Below are 15,960 nucleotides of genomic sequence, written 5' to 3'. Positions count from 1 at the left end.
CACAGGATACCATACTTGAGTATGGCTAACTTGGATGGGCTGGTTTCCGCTCCGCAAGCTGCTGAACTGCTGGGTATCAGCGTGAAGACGCTCTACCGCAACTCCTACGTCTATGACGACTTCCCTCAGCCGGTGAAGGTAGGCCGCACTGTGCTGTATGACCCCACCGCGCTACACGCCTGGCGTCACGAACACCCACCCCGACGCAGCACGAAATGACACACTCTGACACACAAAGACACAGAAACGCCAACAGTTAGATACCCCGGCACGAACTGGGTGTAGGAGTTGGCGATGGCCACGATCGGCTTGCCGAAGTCGTTGTCGGTCATGCCGGTGGCGCGCCACAGCGAGCGGGCGCCCGCGGCGTTGCGACCGTGCGTCGCAGTTCGGGAGCGCAACTCGGGCATGGTTCTAAGCTCTCACTTCATGGGATACCGCGCTGAGGTGGAAGAACGGGCCGCGCCTTGTGAGCGCCGGGCTTCAGCGGTGAGCACGAGCCTGCTCCGGCGCTCATCAGCCCGTGTAACGGCCCTGGTTGGAATCCCTTGCCCGAACAGTGAGAGCCAGTGGGTGGCTTTCGGGGTTCGGCGCGGGTTACTCCTCGCCGGAGTCGCCGGAGTCGTCGGCCGGAGTGAGCGGGTCGCGCAACCATCCTCCGCTCGCGGCGGCCAGCCGGGGAACGTCCCGAACCCGAACCACGGGCAGGGGGACTTCCCGGTCCGAGTGGGTGATCGCGCGGACCCAGCGGCGCTCGTCGAGCCGCAAGGCCTTGATCTCCGTCCACTGCAGGGATTCGCTCCGGAACAGCGAGCGGGTGGTCAGCCCGGAGGGGCCGGCGAGGGTCCGCATGCGGATCACCCAGTAGAGCAGGCCGAACGGCACCAGGTACAGCAGCGACAGCCAGGGGAGGGAGGCGGCGACCGGGCTGATGCAGACCGCCACGACCAGGAGCACGAGCAGGCTCACGCGGGTGAAGCGGAAAACCAGCCGTGGTGCTCGCCGGACGTCGCCCTCCGCGTCGTCTTCCGAGGAGGGGGAGGCCTCCGAGGTGGCTGCCTGTGGGGCCGACGCGGATGCGCCGACGGTGTCCCCCTCCGGTGATTCGGCGGGGGTGCTGCCGGTTCCGCCTCCGGCGGAGGGGGTGTGTTCGTCCGCTTCGTCCACCGTGCTGCCTCCGGAGGGAGTCGCGGTGTCCGGGTCCGTGGTCTCGTCGCGGGTCTCGCTCACCCCTCGATGCTCTCACCTGCGCAACGGATGTTCGCACCGGAGCGCGCGCGGTGGCGCTCCCGGCGCGCGACCGGGGAGTCACGCTTCCATCGGTCCACGATGCGGGAGCGTTTTCCCGTTGGTTTGACTTCCGGGGGCGGCGGGACTAGCCTTCGAACCATGCTGCGCATCAACGACATTCTCGTACTTCCCGGGCGCGTCGACGCCTGAGAAGTACGCAGCGTCGACGCGCCAACCCTCGTTCGGCTTGTAGCCGGCGGGGGTTTTTTCGTGCCCGGCCCCATTCATCGACCGCGAGGCAGAATCGATGACCAGCGCCAACACCAGGCAGAATCCGGCCCCGGAAACGTCCCCGGGGCAGCGTCCGAAGCCGGCCCCACCCAACGGAGCCCCGGTAAGAGCGACCGGTGCCCAAGCACTGGTCCGCTCGCTGGAGGCCGTGGGCTGCGAGGTGGTCTTCGGAATACCGGGCGGAACGATTCTTCCCACCTACGACCCACTCCTGGACTCGACCAAGGTGCGTCACGTGCTCGTGCGGCACGAGCAGGCCGCCGGTCACGCGGCGGTCGGATACGCGCAGGTCACGGGAAGAACCGGAGTCTGCATGGCCACCTCGGGACCGGGAGCGACCAACCTGGTCACCGCGCTGGCGGACGCGAGCATGGACTCGGTTCCGATGGTGGCGATCACGGGACAGCAGAGCACCGGTCTGATCGGCACCGACGCCTTCCAGGAAGCCGACATCTGCGGCATCACGCTTCCGGTGACCAAGCACAACTTCCTGGTCACCGATCCGGCCGAGATCCCGCGAACCATCGCCGAGGCCTTCTACATCGCGTCCAGCGGTCGGCCGGGACCGGTGCTGGTGGACATCCCCAAGGACGTTCAGCAGCTGAACATGTCCTTCTCCTGGCCACCGGAACAGCGGCTGCCCGGTTACCGACCCGTCGGCAAGCCGCACGGCAAGCAGGTCCGCGAAGCGGCGCGCCTGATGGGCGAGGCCAAGCGCCCGGTGCTCTACGTCGGCGGTGGGGTGCTCAAGGCCGAGGCCTCGGAGGAGCTGACCAGGCTCGCCGAGCACACCGGTATCCCGGTGGTCACCACGCTGATGGCCCGGGGCGCGTTCCCCGACTCGCATCCCTTGCACCTGGGGATGCCGGGCATGCACGGGACGGTTCCCGCGGTGGCCGCGATGCAGCGATCCGATCTGCTGATCGCGCTGGGAACCCGCTTCGACGACAGGGTCACCGGCAAGCTGTCGGGCTTCGCGCCGGAGGCCAAGGTCGTGCACGCCGACATCGATCCGGCCGAGATCTCCAAGAACAGGGTCGCCGACGTGCCGATCGTGGGCGACTGCAAGGAGGTGCTGACCGAGCTCCTCGAAGCCGTGGACGATTCCCCCGCCGATCGGCAGCGCGGTGGCCTGTCGGAGTGGTGGGAGCAGCTGGAGGACTGGCGCAGGCGCTTCCCCCTCGGGTACGACTGGCCCGCCGACGACACGCTCTCGCCCGAGTACGTGATCGAGCGGATCGGCAAGCTCGCGGGGCCGGAGGCGGTCTACAGCGCGGGAGTGGGGCAGCACCAGATGTGGGCGGCCCAGTTCATCGAGTACCAACGTCCGGGAAGCTGGCTCAACTCCGGTGGGCTCGGAACGATGGGCTACGCCGTTCCCGCGGCGATGGGTGCCAAGGCGGGAGCCCCCGACCGGCAGGTCTGGGCCATCGACGGGGACGGCTGCTTCCAGATGACCAATCAGGAACTGGCCACCTGCGCCATCGAGGGGTTGCCGATCAAGGTGGCGGTCATCAACAACGGCAACCTCGGTATGGTCCGGCAGTGGCAGAACCTCTTCTACGCCGAGCGTTACTCACAAAGTGATCTCGGCACCCACGGGCACCGCATCCCCGACTTCGCGCTGCTGGCCGAGGCGCTCGGCGGCGTGGGGATGAGGTGCGAGTCCGCCGCCGACGTGGACAGCGTCATCGAGCGGGCGATGGAGATCGACGACCGACCCGTGGTCATCGACTTCGTGGTGGGCAAGGACGCGCAGGTGTGGCCGATGGTGGCCGCCGGAACCGGAAACGACGAAATCATGGCGGCGCGCGGAATCCGCCCGCTGTTCGACGACGACGAGGGGTGAGCGCGTCGATGAGCCGACACACGCTCAGCGTGCTGGTGGAAAACGTTCCAGGGGTGCTGGCCAGGGTGTCGGGGTTGTTCTCCCGGCGCAGCTTCAACATCGAGTCCCTGGCCGTCGGTCCGACGGAACACCCCGAGATCTCGCGCATGACGATCGTGGTCTCGGTGGAGGAGCAGCCGCTGGAACAGGTGACCAAGCAGCTCAACAAGCTGGTCAACATCATCAAGATCGTCGAGCTGGACCCGGACTCGTCGGTGCAGCGCGAGCTGTTGCTGGTCAAGGTGCGGGCCGACGCCTCGGTGCGCAGCCAGGTTCTCGAGACGGTGCAGCTGTTCCGGGCGAAGGTGGTCGACGCCTCCCCTGAGGCGCTGACCATCGAGGCCACCGGCGACTCGGACAAGCTGGACGCGCTGCTGCGGATGCTCGAGCCCTACGGCGTCCGCGAGATGGTCCAGTCGGGGATGGTCGCCATCGGCCGAGGAGCACGTTCGATCACGGCAACCGCAGTGCGGTGACCCGCCCCGGCGGGCCCGCTACGGAAAGGAAAACGAGCAGCAATGGCAACCGAGATCTTCTACGAGTCCGATGCCGACCTCGGGCTGGTGCAGTCGCGCAAGGTCGCGATCATCGGTTACGGCAGCCAGGGGCACGCCCACGCCCTGTCCCTGCGGGACAGCGGTGTCGACGTCCGGATCGGACTGCCTGCCGGTTCCAAGTCGCGGGAGAAGGCAGCCGAGGAGGGGCTGCGCGTGGTCACGCCCTCCGAGGCCGCCGGGGAAGCGGATCTCATCATGATCCTCGCCCCGGACACCAAGCAGCGGCAGATCTACTCCGAGGACATCGCGCCCAACCTCAACAGCGGTGACGCGCTGTTCTTCGGCCACGGTTTCAACATCCGCTACGGCCTGATCCAGCCGCCCTCCGATGTGGACGTCGCCATGGTGGCCCCGAAGGGGCCGGGACACCTCGTGCGGCGCCAGTTCGTCGACGGCAAGGGCGTGCCGTGCCTGATCGCCGTGGAGCAGGACCCCACCGGCAACGCCCAGCAGCTCGCCCTCGCCTACGCGGCCGGGATCGGCGGAGCACGGGCCGGGGTCATCAAGACCACCTTCACCGAGGAGACCGAGACCGACCTCTTCGGTGAGCAGGCCGTCCTGTGCGGCGGGACCAGCGCCCTGGTGCAGAGCGGCTTCGAGGTGCTCGTCGAGGCCGGTTACCAGCCGGAGATCGCCTACTTCGAGGTGCTGCACGAGCTGAAGCTGATCGTCGACCTGATGTGGGAGGGCGGCATCGCCGGTCAGCGGTACTCCTGCAGCGACACCGCCGAGTACGGTGACCTAACCCGTGGCAAGCGGGTCATCGACGAGCACGTCAAGGACTCGATGCGGCAGGTGCTGTCCGAGATCCGCGACGACTCCTTCGCCAAGGAGTGGGTCGCCGAGGACGAGGCGGGCAGGCCCGAGTTCAACCGGCTGCAGGCCGAGGGCAACGAGCATCAGATCGAGGAGGTCGGCAAGCGGCTGCGCTCGCTGATGTCCTGGAGCAAGGGCTGAGCCCCAGCGGTCCGACGGGCCGTCCGTCCGGCTTCGTGCCGGGCGGGCGGCCCGTTTTTCGCCAGGGGAGAAACGCCCTTCCTGTCGGGGCGGGCCTCCGAATCGGTATTATTCGCTCCGTGAGCGAGGAAACGCAGCCGGTCGACGACAAGGCCCACATCAGGGATCAGCTCGACTTCAGCAACGCCGAGTGGATCACCAGTACCGACGATGATGACGAACCCGGGGTGGAGATCGCCTTCGTGGACGGCTACATAGGCATGCGCAACGGTGCGGACCCGGAGGGGCCGGTGCTCGTGTTCACTCCTGAGGAGTGGGACGCGTTCGTCGCAGGCGCCAAGGACGGCGAGTTCGACGAACCGTGAACCCTCAACCGTAACCTGCCCGTGATGGAAACGGGCAGGTGCACCGCACTGTCCGCGAAGCTGTGTGCGGCGGTTTCGTCGTTCGACGTCGTTTTCGTCCGGAAGTTCCGGATGTGGCGTTACGGTGATACGTCCAACACTTGTGTGAACGGATTCTCATATCAGCGTTAAACTGCTGCACCGTCCGGCACAATGGCGTGCCTTTGCTTCGACCCTGATCTCTGTTACTGGAGCGCGCCCGTGACCAACGCAAGCCGTCCTGTCGTCCTGATCGCTGAGAAGCTGGCTCCTTCGGTGCTGGAAGCATTCGGAGACGAGGTCGAGATCCGCCACGTCGACGGCACCGATCGTCCCGCCCTACTCGAGGCCGTCGCCGACGCCGACGCGCTGCTGGTCCGTTCGGCGACGAAGGTCGACACCGAGGTTTACTCCGCGAGCACGCGGTTGAAGATCGTCGCCCGTGCGGGTGTGGGGCTGGACAACGTCGAGGTTCCCGCCGCGACCGAACGCGGCATCATGGTGGTCAACGCCCCGACCTCCAACATCGTTTCGGCCGCCGAGCACGCCATCGCGCTGCTGCTCGCCGTCGCCCGCAACGTCGCAGCCGCGGACGCGAGCCTGCGCGGGGGCGAGTGGAAGCGCAGCGCCTTCAGCGGTGTGGAGCTCAACGGCAAGACCTTCGGTGTCATCGGTCTCGGCAAGATCGGTCAGCTCGTCGCGCAGCGGCTCGAGGCCTTCGGTGCGAAGCTGATCGCCTACGACCCCTACGTCTCCGCGGCTCGCGCGGCCCAGCTCGGCATCGAGCTGGTCAGCCTCGACGAGCTGCTGCAGCGTGCCGACGCGATGTCCATCCACCTGCCCAAGACCGCGGAGACCCTCGGGCTCATCGGTGCCGAGGAGCTCAAGAAGTGCAAGCAGGGCGCCATCGTCATCAACGCCGCCCGCGGTGGACTCATCGACGAGGACGCGTTGGCCGATGCCCTGCGCAGCGGTCACCTCGGTGGTGCGGGCATCGACGTCTACAGCACCGAGCCCAACACCTCCAGCCCGCTGTTCGAGCTCTCCAACGTGGTCGCCACCCCGCACCTCGGGGCCTCCACGGTCGAGGCCCAGGACCGCGCGGGCACCGATGTCGCCCACTCCACGCTGCAGGCGCTGCGCGGCGAGTTCGTCCCCGACGCGGTCAACGTCCAGGGCGGGGCTGTCGGCGAGGAGGTGCGCCCGTACCTGCCGCTGACGCAGAAGCTCGGTTCCCTGCTGGCGGCCGTGCTGGGGTCGACCCCGACCTCGGTCACCGTCGAGGCCCGCGGCGAGCTCGCCGAGGAGGACGTGTCCGTGCTGCCGCTGGCGGCGCTGCGCGGGGTCTTCGCCGGTGCGGTCGAGAGCCAGGTCACCTTCGTGAACGCTCCGCAGCTGGCCGAGGACCTCGGTGTGGACATCGACGTGAAGACCTCCACGGAGAGCGCCAGCCACCGCAGCGTCGTGTCGGTGCGCGCGGTGCTGTCCGACGGCCGCACCGGTGTGGTCTCGGGTGCCCTGGACGGGCCGGAGCAGATCGAGAAGCTGGTCGAGGTCAACGGCAGGCACTTCGACCTGAGGGCCGAGGGCAGCGTCCTGCTGCTCGAGTACCCGGATCGCCCGGGCGTCATGGGCAAGGTCGGCACGCTGCTCGGCGAGGTCGGGATCAACATCGAGGCCGCGCAGATCAGCCAGACCTACGACGGCTCGGACGCGATCATGCTGCTGCGGGTGGATCGCCCGGTGGACGCGGGCGTCCTCGAGCCCATCGGAGCCGCGGTCGGTGCCAAGACGGTGCGCACCGTCAGCTTCGAGTGAGTCCGCGGGTGTGATTCCGGTGGGATTCGCACCGTTCCTCGGCGGAGGGGTCGTCGCGTGCAGCGGCGACCCCTCCTTCTTTTCCGGAACGGGGTCGGTCACTCCTGGTGTCCGTTCGACCACCGAAGGGTGGGGCAGGGGCGTTGCCCTCGCTTGAACGGTGGACACTCACCCATTCGGGTGTCCCACTGGGCGGGAAGTGCTGTCCATTTGAAGGGTCCGGCGTGCCGTGACGTGATCGAGGGACGGTAGTCTGCGGGACGACGTTTCAGTCCCAAGTCGGGGCAGTACTCGGGAGGTGTGTGCATGCGGCTCGCTGTGATCCCAGGTGACGGGATCGGGCCGGAAGTGGTGGCCGAGGCTCTGAAGGTACTCGGGGAAGTGGTGCCCGAAACGGAGATCACGCGGTATGATCTGGGCGCTGCTCGCTGGCACAACACCGGGGAGCTACTGCCCGAATCCGTGCTGGGGGAGATGCGGGAGCAGGACGGCATCCTGCTCGGCGCGGTGGGAGATCCATCGGTGCCCAGCGGAATACTCGAGCGCGGGTTGTTGCTGCGGTTGCGCTTCGAGCTCGACCACCACGTGAACCTGCGTCCCGCGCGGTTGTACCCGGGAGTGCAGAGCCCGATCGCCGATCCGGGCGACGTCGACATGGTGGTCGTGCGCGAGGGGACCGAGGGGCCCTACGCGGGCAACGGTGGTCTGCTGCGCAAGGACACCCCCCAGGAGGTCGCCACCGAGGTGAGCCTGAACACCGCGTTCGGGGTCGAGCGCGTGGTCAGGGACGCTTTCGCCAGGGCCTCGGCCCGTCCGCGCAAGCACCTGACCCTGGTGCACAAGACCAACGTGCTCAGCCACGCCGGCTCCCTGTGGTCGCGTGTCGTCGAGGAGCTCTCGCTGCAGTACCCGGACGTCACCGTGGCCTACGAGCACGTCGACGCGACGACGATCCACCTGGTCCAGGACCCGAGCAGGTTCGACGTGATCGTCACCGACAATCTGTTCGGCGACATCATCACCGATCTCGCGGGGGCGGTAACGGGCGGTATCGGCCGGGCCGCCAGCGGCAACATCGACGCCACGAGGCGGAACCCGAGCATGTTCGAGCCCGTGCACGGCAGCGCTCCCGACATCGCCGGGCAGGGGACGGCCGATCCGACCGCGGCCGTGCTCTCCGTGGCCCTGCTGCTCGATCACGTGGGCTACACCGAGGCGGCGCGCCGGGTCCAGGCCTCCGTGTCGTTCGATCTGGCGACCCGGGATCATTCCGCCCCCGGCGCCACGCACGCCATCGGGGACCGGTTGGCCGCGCTCGTCTCCTCCAGGGAGGTCGTGCAGCAGACCTGACCGGGCAGGGGTTCGCGGGAACGTGGACGCGCCTCCGTGTCCGGATCATGGGAAAGAGGGCCCAGTGGGTGGAGCGGAAGCGGTGTGTGCGAACATGACGTCGTGTTCCGCCACGTGAAGGACATTATTGGCAAGCGCGTCGGGTGACTCGGCTCTCTGCCCGCCCGACGCGCAGACCTCTCGCATCCGCGAGGGGTCTTTTTTTGTTTCCCAGTGGATCCGCCAAGCGTCCACCGCACGTTCCGGACCAACCGAACATCGTCCTTTGGAGGGACAGTGACCCGCACCAGCCCGGCAGGAACTCCGTCCGCGGACACCTTTCACGTCTACGACACCACCTTGCGTGACGGAGCCCAACGTGAAGGCATCTCCTACTCGGTGTCGGACAAGCTCGCCGTGGCGAGCACGTTGGACTCCCTGGGCGTGGGGTTCATCGAGGGCGGCTGGCCCGGGGCGCTGCCCAAGGACACCGAGTTCTTCCAGCGAGCGGCCCAGGGCGAGCTCGAGCTCAGGCACTCCGTGCTCACCGCCTTCGGTTCCACGCGCAGGCCCGGCGCCTCCGTGCGGGAGGACGCTCAGGTGGCGGCGCTGCTCGAGTCCCGGGCGCCCGTGGTGACCCTGGTCGCGAAGGCCGACAGCAGGCACATCGAGCACGCCCTGCGCACCGATGTGGCGGAGAACTGCGCGATGGTGGCGGACACCGTGCGCCACCTCGTCGAGCACGGCCGGCGCGTGTTCCTGGACGCCGAGCACTTCTTCGACGGGTACGCCCACGACCCCGACACGGCGCTGCGCGTGCTGGAATCGGCCGTGTACGCGGGGGCTGACCTGGTCTGCCTCTGCGACACCAACGGTGGTCAGCTGCCCACCGGATTGGCGCGAACGGTCGAGGAGGTCATCCGGCGCACGGGTTTCCGGGTGGGAATCCACTGCCAGGACGACACCGGGTGTGCCGTGGCGAACACGGTGGCCGCGGTCCAGGCCGGCGCGAGCCACGTCCAGTGCACGGCCAACGGGTACGGTGAGCGCGCGGGCAACGCCGACCTGTTCTCCGTGATCGGCAATCTGGAGACCAAGCTCGACATCCCGGTGCTCCCCGAGGGCAACCTGACCGAGCTCAGCCGCGTCTCGCACGCCCTGGCCGAGATCGCCAACCTCGCCCCGGACACGCACCAGGCCTACGTGGGCACCTCCACCTTCGCCCACAAGGCGGGGCTGCACGCCAGCGCGATCAAGGTGGATCCGGAACTGTACAACCACATCAACCCGGAGCGGGTGGGCAACGGAATGCGCGTGCTGGTCACCGAGATGGCCGGACGCGCGAGCCTGGAGCTCAAGGCGGCCGAGCTGGGGCTGGACCTGAGCGGTTCGCCCGAAGCGGTCAACGGCGCGGTGCGCAGGGTCAAGGAGCTGGAAGCCCACGGCTGGTCGTTCGAGGGGGCCGACGCGTCACTGGAGCTGCTGCTGCGTCGTGAGCTGGCGCTCGCCGAGGGGGCCGGCCACGAGGGGGCGGCGGAGAACTCGGTCGGGGCCTCGTTCGGAGCCCCCTTCGAGCTGGAGTCCTACCGGGTCTCGCTCGATCACCGCCCGGACGGGCAGGTCGTGTCCGAAGTGACGGTCAAGTTGCACGTGGACGGTGAGCGGGTCATCGCCACGGCCGAGGGCAACGGGCCGGTCAACGCGTTGGACGCCGCGCTCCGCGCCGGGCTCGTGCCGCGGCTTCCCTGGCTCGACGAGGTCGAGCTGGTGGATTACAAGGTGCGGATCCTCACCGACACCTCGGGAACGGACGCGGTCACCCGGGTGCTCGTCGAGTCGCGGGACGAGTTCCTCGAGTGGAACACCGTGGGAGTCCACGGCAACATCGTCGAGGCCAGCTGGTACGCGCTGCGTGACGCGTTCGCCCACAAAGCGATACGGCGGGCCGGGATCAGCGAGGCCAGTCTGCCGGGAAGCGGGTGACCAGGCGAGTTGTTCGAGCAGGTGGCACGTAGGCTGTCCGGGGAAAGTAGATAACGGAGGTTTCGCTTGCGCCTGGCACGTGTTGCTCAACCCGAAGGGGTCTCGTTCGTCGCTCTGGAGCCGGATCCCAAGTCCCCCGGTGAGAAGGTGCTCGCCGTCGAGATCGACCAGCACCCGTTCGGGGAGCCGACGTTCACCGGCCGCAAGTGGCCGATGGCCGACGTGCGGCTGCTGGCGCCGATCCTGCCGACCAAGGTGATCTGCGTGGGCAAGAACTACGCCGAGCACGCACGGGAGATGGGCTCGGAGGTGCCGCCGAACCCGGTTCTGTTCATGAAGCCGTCCACGGCTGTCGTCGGTCCGAGCGCGCCGATCAAGATGCCCCCCAACTCCGAGCGGGTGGACTACGAGGGCGAACTCGCGGCGGTGATCGGACAGCCCTGCAAGGACGTTCCGGAGGCCCGCGGCACCGAGGTCGTGCTCGGTTACACGATCGCCAACGACGTGACCGCGCGGGACCAGCAGCAGGCTGACGGGCAGTGGACGCGCTCCAAGAGCTACGACACCTTCTGCCCGCTCGGACCGTGGATCGACACGGGCACGGACGCCTCGGATCTGGCGCTGCGCACGGAAGTGGACCGCGAACCGGTGCAGGAGTCGCGGACCTCCCTGCTGGTGCACGACGTGGCCGGTCTGGTTTCGTACGTCTCCCGCGTCATGACCCTGCTGCCCGGCGACGTGATCCTGACCGGAACTCCTTCGGGGGTCGGTCCGCTGCAGCCGGGGCAGAAGGTCTCGGTTTCCATCGACGGGTTGGGAACGCTCACCAACCCGGTGCAGCAGGCCTGAGTCGGCCCGGACCCGGCCGGTGACCGAAAGCGGGGATCGGCCACCCGCGGGCGTCAGCGAACGGCGCTTCGCGGGGGCCGTTCCCGCACGGCTCCGTAGGCGAAGACGTACGGCGGTATCGCTCGCAGCCACGGGACCTTCGGCGCCAGCCTCAGCGGCAGCGGCAGCCTCGTCCGGTCCCGGAAGTCGATGCTTCCGCGCAGGGCGGGTTCGATCACGTTGTCGTGGACGGTGCGCTGGACCCGCTGCAGCAGCGCGGTGACCGGTTTCCTGCGGCGCTGAACCGCGGCCACGTGGTGTCTGCGCAGCCTTCCCGCGCGCAGGGAACCGGCGAGCTGTCGCGCCGTGGCCACGGCGTCCTGAACCGCGAGATTGATCCCGATTCCCCCCACCGGTGACATCGCGTGCGCGGCGTCACCGATGCAGAGCAGCCCGGGGACGTGCCACTTGCGCATCCGGTCCAGGCTGACGTGCAGCAGCTTCACGTCCTCCCAGCTCCGCACGAGCTCTCTCCCGTCGTCCAGCCAGGGCAGGCGCCGCCGCAGGTCGCGGTTGAAGTTCTCGACGTCCCTGGTTCTTTCGGCCGCGTCAGCGCCCTTGGCGATTATCGAGGCGACCTGGTAGTAGTCCCCCCGGTCGAGCAGGGCGGTGAACGAGCCGCTGCGGATCGTTCCGAAGGCTCCGGCCGGGTCCCGCGCCGTTTTCGGGATCCGGAACCACTGGACGTCCATGGGGGTGGGGAACTCGCGCGGAGTCAGCTCGGGGATTCCGCGAGCGAAGGAGTTCCTCCCGTCGCAGGCGACGGTTATCGGGGCCAGCAATCGTTCCGTCCCCCCGTCCGGGGAGCGGTACTCGACACCGTTCACCCTGCCGTGCTCCCGGATCGGGGCCGTCACCTCGGCGTCCATCAGCAGTGTGAAGTTCGGTTCCCGCCGTCCCTCGTTCGCGAGCAGGTCGAGCAGGTCCCACTGCGGGACCATGGCGATGTAGTTGTACTTGATCGGCAGCCGGCGGAAGTCGCCCACGGTGTGGAGCTCGCCCTCGGGGCCGACGGGGAGTCGCACCGTGTCGAGCCTGTTCTGCGGGAGCTCCGCGAAGCGTTCGGCCAGGCCCAACTCGTCCAGCAGGGCCATGGTCGTGGGGTGCACCGTGTCACCCCTGAAGTCACGCAGGAAGTCGGAGTGCTTTTCCAGCACGGTCACGCTCACCCCGGAGCGTGCCAGCAGCAGACCGAGGACCATGCCCGCGTGGCCGCCCCCGACGATGCAGCAGGTGGTTCGCCTCATCACGATCCTCCAGAATAATTCAACAAGCGTTGAATAACTTCAGCATGCGCGGAGCGGACGCGCCGGTCAACCCGTGGAACGGGGTGGATAAGCTGAACCTGTCATGAGCACGCCAGATGTCACCACAGCCGCCGAGTCCGACCGCCCCGTGCGCGCCCGCTTCTGCCCGTCGCCCACGGGGACGCCGCATGTCGGACTGATCCGCACCGCCCTGTTCAACTGGGCGTTCGCCAGACACAACAACGGGTCCCTGATCTTTCGGCTCGAGGACACCGATGCGAGCAGGGACAGCGAGGACTCCTACCAGGCGCTGCTGGAAGCGCTCCGCTGGTTGGGGCTCGACTGGGACGAGGGGCCCGACGTGGGCGGAGCCCACGGGCCCTACCGGCAGAGCCAGCGCAGTGAGATCTACGCCGATGTGGCGCGCAAGCTCCTGGAATCCGGAGAGCTGTACGAGTCGTTCTCCACGCCCCAGGAGGTCGAGCAGCGGCACAGGGACGCGGGACGCGACCCCAAGCTGGGCTACGACAACGCGGACCGCGAGCTGACCGAACAGCGCAAGTCCGAACTGCGCGCGGAGGGGCGCAGTCCGGTGCTGCGGTTGCGCATGCCGGACCGGGACATAGGGTTCACCGACCTCATCCGCGGCGAGGTCACCTTCCCCGCGGGCAGTGTGCCGGATCCGGTGCTGGTGCGCGGCAGCGGTGATGCGCTGTACACGTTGACCAATCCGGTCGACGACGCCCTGATGGGGATCACGCACGTGCTGCGCGGTGAGGACCTGCTGTCCTCCACCCCGCGTCAGATCGCGCTCTACGAGGCGCTGCAGCGCGTCGGCATCACCGATTCCACTCCGCACTTCGGGCACCTGCCCTTCGTGATGGGGGAGGGCAACAAGAAGCTGTCCAAGCGCGATCCGCAGTCCGACGTGTTCCACCACAGGCAGCGCGGTTTCGTTCCCGAGGGACTGCTCAACTATCTGGCCCTGCTCGGTTGGTCCATCGCGGAGGACCGGGACGTGTTCGACATCGACGAGATGGTGCGTTCCTTCGACGTCGGCAGGGTCAGCGCCAACCCGGCCCGGTTCGACCAGAAGAAGGCGGACGCCATCAACGCCGCCCACCTGCGTGCCCTCGCGCTGGACGACTTCGTCGAGCGGGTCATCCCCTACCTGGTGGACGGCGGGGTGCTGCCCGAGCAGCCCAGTGCGGAGCAGCGGGAGCTCGTGCGGCAGGCCGCGCCGCTGGTGCAGGAAAGGGTAGTGGTCCTGTCGGACGCCGTGGGCATGATGGGCTTCCTGTTCGCGGGCTCCGAGTTCGCTCCGGAGCAGGCGGCGGCGGACAAGGCCCTCGGCGCGGATGCGACCCCGGTGCTCTCCGCGGCCGTCGAAGCGGCCGAGGGCGTCACCGAGTGGGTGAGTTCGGAACTCGAGAGCGCGTTGAAGGCGGCGATCGTGGAGGGGCTGGGAATCAAGCCCCGGAAGGCCTTCACGCCGGTGCGCGTGGCCATCACCGGCCGCACCGTCTCACCGCCGCTGTTCGAGTCCATGGAGCTGCTCGGCAGGGAGACCAGCCTCCGCAGGTTGCGCGCCGCTCTGGAGTACGACTCCGAGGGGTGAGCCCCGAAAGCGCGTGCTCTCGGCGGGAAGCGGTGCACGAGAGACCGGACCGTGTCGGTTTCGTCCGGCGAAACCGACACGGTGGTCGGGTTCATGTGCTGATGCACGCGCGAGCTGAATCGGGAAAGTGATTTAAGTATCACCAAATTGGCCGAGTCGGCCACTCCGGGTGGGGGCCTAGCCTCACGGGGTGACATCCGCACGTGAGGTATCGATACCCGGTGAATTTCGCAGGATCAAAGCCGTCTGCCTGGACATCGACGACACCCTGCTGGACAGTCAGCGATCCGCCAGACGCGCCTTCATGGCGCTGACCGGCAATGACGCCGCGTGGCCGATGTGGCAGCGGATAACGGCCGAGTACCACGAGCGCATGATGGCGGGGGAGATCGACTTCGAGACGATGTGCCTCAGCCGGACTCGTGACTTCTTCGCGGCCTTCGGCGAGCACTTGGACGCGGCCGAGCTCCGCGCTCGTGAGCGGCGGCGCATGAACGCGATGCGGAAGTCCTGGGAACTCTTCGACGACGTCGCGGACTGCCTGGACTGGTTGCGGGCCAGCGGTCTGGCGGTGGCGGTCATAACCAACGCCCCGGGTGCGTACCAGCGGCACAAACTCGCTGCCGTGGGGTTGGCGGACACGTTCGACACGATGTTGATCTCGGGTGAGTGCGGTGTCTCCAAACCCTCGGAGGGGATCTTCTACGCCGCCTGCGCGGAACTGGACCTCGCTCCGCACGAAGTGGCGCACGTGGGCAACAGCCTGGACGTGGACGCGCAAGGAGCCGCCCGGGCCGGGCTGCACGGCGTGTGGTTGGACAGGGAGGCCCGCGCGAGCCCCGGGGTCTCCGCCTCCGGTGCTCCGGTCTCGGTGATCGCGAATCTGTACGAGCTGCCGGAGCTGCTGGTCTGTGACCTGCCTTACCTCGAAGGTGGAGCGGAGGCGTCCGCGCGGTGTGACAGCCTCGCCGGGTCCGGCTGATCGACGAGTGCGGCGGGACCGTTCCCGACTTCGGAGGCCCCGCCGCTTTCACCTGCGAAAACAATGTGATCGGGGGGTGGTTACAAAGGGCTCGCGAGCATGGTCTAGTATATTCACCAACGCGATGAACAGAGGACATCAACGAGGAACCCCCGGGGTTCGGGGCGAACTTCGAAGATGATACGATGTTCAGCGGTGCCGATGGGGTATGGTGTAATCGGCAGCACGACTGATTCTGGTTCAGTTAGTCTAGGTTCGAATCCTGGTACCCCAGCTGGAAGACCCGCATCAGTGATGATGCGGGAGTCTTCTCCTGGTCCCGTCGTCTAGTGGCCTAGGACGCCGCCCTCTCAAGGCGGTAACGTGGGTTCGAATCCCATCGGGACTACGAAATCGGAGGGAACTCCGCGAGTTATCCTCCGTGCGACCGCGGAGCCGTGCGATGGTTCCCGGGTTTAGTAGAATAATCATTCGAAAAGTGCGGTCCCGTCGTCTAGTGGCCTAGGACGCCGCCCTCTCAAGGCGGTAACGTGGGTTCGAATCCCATCGGGACTACTCGATGACAAGCCGATGTGCCAGCGCACATCGGCTTTTTCTTTTTCTACTGTGCTTTTGCGGCGAACCGTGCCGGGCCGGTCCGTCCCGCGACAGCGGGAGCGCCCCGGAAGTCAGCGGCAGTGGTGGGAGGCGGTGCCGTCGGACGGCCGTCTCGTGGCGGGGTTTTCGCTCCGCCCCGCAGGTTCGGAAACGGTGGGGGCGGGCACCACGTGAACAGCGCGCTCGCATGGT

13 protein-coding genes and 3 tRNA genes are annotated in these 15,960 nt (G+C 67.7%); 14 read left to right on the top strand and 2 right to left on the bottom strand.

Going from position 1 to position 15,960, the window contains the following annotated elements; all coding sequences use genetic code 11:
• Positions 1–21 precede the first annotated feature (21 nt).
• The gene (locus G9Q41_RS09620) at positions 22–219 is read left to right on the top strand and encodes a helix-turn-helix domain-containing protein (protein WP_207630900.1); all 198 of its coding nucleotides are present in this window, start codon (positions 22–24) and stop codon (positions 217–219) included.
• A gap of 378 nt (positions 220–597) precedes the next feature.
• Here G9Q41_RS09620 and G9Q41_RS22665 read toward each other — a convergent pair whose 3' ends face one another.
• The gene (locus G9Q41_RS22665; RefSeq protein WP_165632419.1) at positions 598–1,230 is read right to left on the bottom strand and encodes a PH domain-containing protein; all 633 of its coding nucleotides are present in this window, start codon (positions 1,228–1,230) and stop codon (positions 598–600) included.
• Between the two features lie 307 nt (positions 1,231–1,537).
• Here G9Q41_RS22665 and G9Q41_RS09610 point away from each other — a divergent pair, with 307 nt between their 5' ends.
• The 8 genes from G9Q41_RS09610 (at position 1,538) to G9Q41_RS09575 (ending at position 11,285) form a co-directional block, all read left to right on the top strand.
• Positions 1,538–3,370, top strand: a complete 1,833-nt coding sequence (locus G9Q41_RS09610) for an acetolactate synthase large subunit (protein WP_165632418.1) — start codon at positions 1,538–1,540, stop codon at positions 3,368–3,370.
• Positions 3,371–3,378: 8 nt separating this feature from the next.
• Complete coding sequence (gene ilvN / locus G9Q41_RS09605; RefSeq protein ID WP_017973965.1) at positions 3,379–3,885, top strand: acetolactate synthase small subunit; 507 nt, start codon at positions 3,379–3,381, stop codon at positions 3,883–3,885.
• Positions 3,886–3,927: 42 nt separating this feature from the next.
• Complete coding sequence (gene ilvC / locus G9Q41_RS09600) at positions 3,928–4,923, top strand: ketol-acid reductoisomerase (RefSeq protein ID WP_165632417.1); 996 nt, start codon at positions 3,928–3,930, stop codon at positions 4,921–4,923.
• 119 nt (positions 4,924–5,042) lie between these two features.
• The gene (locus G9Q41_RS09595; RefSeq protein ID WP_092523108.1) at positions 5,043–5,288 is read left to right on the top strand and encodes a DUF397 domain-containing protein; all 246 of its coding nucleotides are present in this window, start codon (positions 5,043–5,045) and stop codon (positions 5,286–5,288) included.
• Positions 5,289–5,528: 240 nt separating this feature from the next.
• Complete coding sequence (gene serA / locus G9Q41_RS09590; protein WP_092523106.1) at positions 5,529–7,124, top strand: phosphoglycerate dehydrogenase; 1,596 nt, start codon at positions 5,529–5,531, stop codon at positions 7,122–7,124.
• A 306-nt stretch (positions 7,125–7,430) separates the two neighbouring features.
• Positions 7,431–8,474 (top strand): 3-isopropylmalate dehydrogenase, encoded by a 1,044-nt coding sequence (locus G9Q41_RS09585; RefSeq protein WP_165632416.1) that lies wholly within the window; start codon positions 7,431–7,433, stop codon positions 8,472–8,474.
• 276 nt (positions 8,475–8,750) lie between these two features.
• The gene (gene cimA / locus G9Q41_RS09580; protein WP_165632415.1) at positions 8,751–10,436 is read left to right on the top strand and encodes a citramalate synthase; all 1,686 of its coding nucleotides are present in this window, start codon (positions 8,751–8,753) and stop codon (positions 10,434–10,436) included.
• 66 nt (positions 10,437–10,502) lie between these two features.
• A complete protein-coding gene (locus G9Q41_RS09575; protein ID WP_092523100.1) occupies positions 10,503–11,285 on the top strand; it encodes a fumarylacetoacetate hydrolase family protein in 783 nt (260 codons plus the stop codon).
• A 53-nt stretch (positions 11,286–11,338) separates the two neighbouring features.
• Here G9Q41_RS09575 and G9Q41_RS09570 read toward each other — a convergent pair whose 3' ends face one another.
• A complete protein-coding gene (locus G9Q41_RS09570; protein ID WP_165632414.1) occupies positions 11,339–12,571 on the bottom strand; it encodes an FAD-dependent oxidoreductase in 1,233 nt (410 codons plus the stop codon).
• Positions 12,572–12,674: 103 nt separating this feature from the next.
• On the opposite strand from G9Q41_RS09570, the gene gltX reads away from it, so the two are divergent.
• The 5 genes from gltX to G9Q41_RS09545 all read left to right on the top strand — a co-directional run bounded on the left by gltX (position 12,675) and on the right by G9Q41_RS09545 (position 15,726).
• Positions 12,675–14,189, top strand: a complete 1,515-nt coding sequence (gene gltX / locus G9Q41_RS09565) for a glutamate--tRNA ligase (RefSeq protein WP_165632413.1) — start codon at positions 12,675–12,677, stop codon at positions 14,187–14,189.
• Between the two features lie 190 nt (positions 14,190–14,379).
• Entirely contained in the window at positions 14,380–15,171 is a 792-nt protein-coding gene (locus G9Q41_RS09560) for an HAD family hydrolase (protein ID WP_165632412.1), read from the top strand.
• Positions 15,172–15,373: 202 nt separating this feature from the next.
• A tRNA-Gln gene (locus tag G9Q41_RS09555) sits at positions 15,374–15,445 on the top strand.
• A 41-nt stretch (positions 15,446–15,486) separates the two neighbouring features.
• Positions 15,487–15,559 (top strand) — tRNA-Glu (locus G9Q41_RS09550).
• A 94-nt stretch (positions 15,560–15,653) separates the two neighbouring features.
• Positions 15,654–15,726: transfer RNA gene (locus G9Q41_RS09545), tRNA-Glu, on the top strand.
• The last annotated feature ends 234 nt before the right edge of the window (positions 15,727–15,960 follow it).

The sequence above is a fragment of the Actinopolyspora sp. BKK2 genome, assembly GCF_011291845.1.
In the GTDB taxonomy this organism is placed as follows: Bacteria; Actinomycetota; Actinomycetes; order Mycobacteriales; family Pseudonocardiaceae; genus Actinopolyspora; species Actinopolyspora saharensis.
Note: the sequence above shows the minus strand (reverse complement) of the source record. Positions and strands in the feature narration are given on the sequence as shown.